Here is a 765-nt window from a genome sequence, read left to right as displayed (position 1 = left end):
GGCAATAGGACGATCAGCGTGCTCAAAGGCCACTCTCTCTGTGGATTGCGTTATTCATAGTTGGTCTTGTACCCGCACGATACGCGTAGTGTGAGTCAGCGGATCGCGATAGACGAGCGTCGTGCGATCCACTTCGGCGCGCTCGTGCTGCACACTGCCGTGGACTAAAAAGTAGCTCGAATTGACGTCGAACTGATTCGGATCGATCGACGCCGATTGCACGCCGGCGGCGGTCAGCGCGAGCTGCACGTCGCCGGCGTTGCGGAAAAACACGGTCTGGCGCCGCGCGACCAACGCCTGCGCCTGCGACACGGTCATGCCCGGCACCACCGCCGCGATCACTTCGGCCGACGCGGTGTTCATGTTGATCGCGGTGACGGTCGGCAGCACGGTGACGAACGGCCGCAGCTTTGCGACGATCTCCGGCGTGTAGCCCGGAATGTCGAGCAGCGAATCGACGCCCGTCATTAGCAGCGGCGCGACCGCCACGTTGTCCTCGCCGTCCTCGATGCCGGGCTGGTTCGTGAAGTTGCCACCCGTCATACCGCCGCCGCCGACCTGCGGCGAGCTGCTGATCGACGTGCCGGTCTGAAAGCGCGTCGCCGATTGCGACAGTCCCGCGCGCACATGCAGCGCGGTCACTTTGGCGAGCTGCCCGCTCAGGCCGAGCGACACCAGCAGGCGCTGATACGCGGCCATCTGCTCGGCGCTGATTTGCGTCACGCCGGGCGCCGGACTCGCGACCAGATTGCGCAGATTGAATCT

General features: G+C 64.6%; 1 protein-coding gene. It reads right to left on the bottom strand.

Annotated elements, in window-relative coordinates; genetic code table 11:
- Positions 1-54: 54 nt before the first annotated feature.
- Positions 55-765: type II secretion system minor pseudopilin GspK (gene gspK / locus ACLFKU_RS43765; RefSeq protein WP_410853390.1), on the bottom strand; the 711-nt coding region annotated here is incomplete at its 5' end.

Source organism: Paraburkholderia sp. EG304, assembly GCF_046543485.1.
Lineage (GTDB): Bacteria > Pseudomonadota > Gammaproteobacteria > Burkholderiales > Burkholderiaceae > Paraburkholderia > Paraburkholderia youngii.
This window is presented reverse-complemented; position numbering and strand designations above follow the sequence as displayed.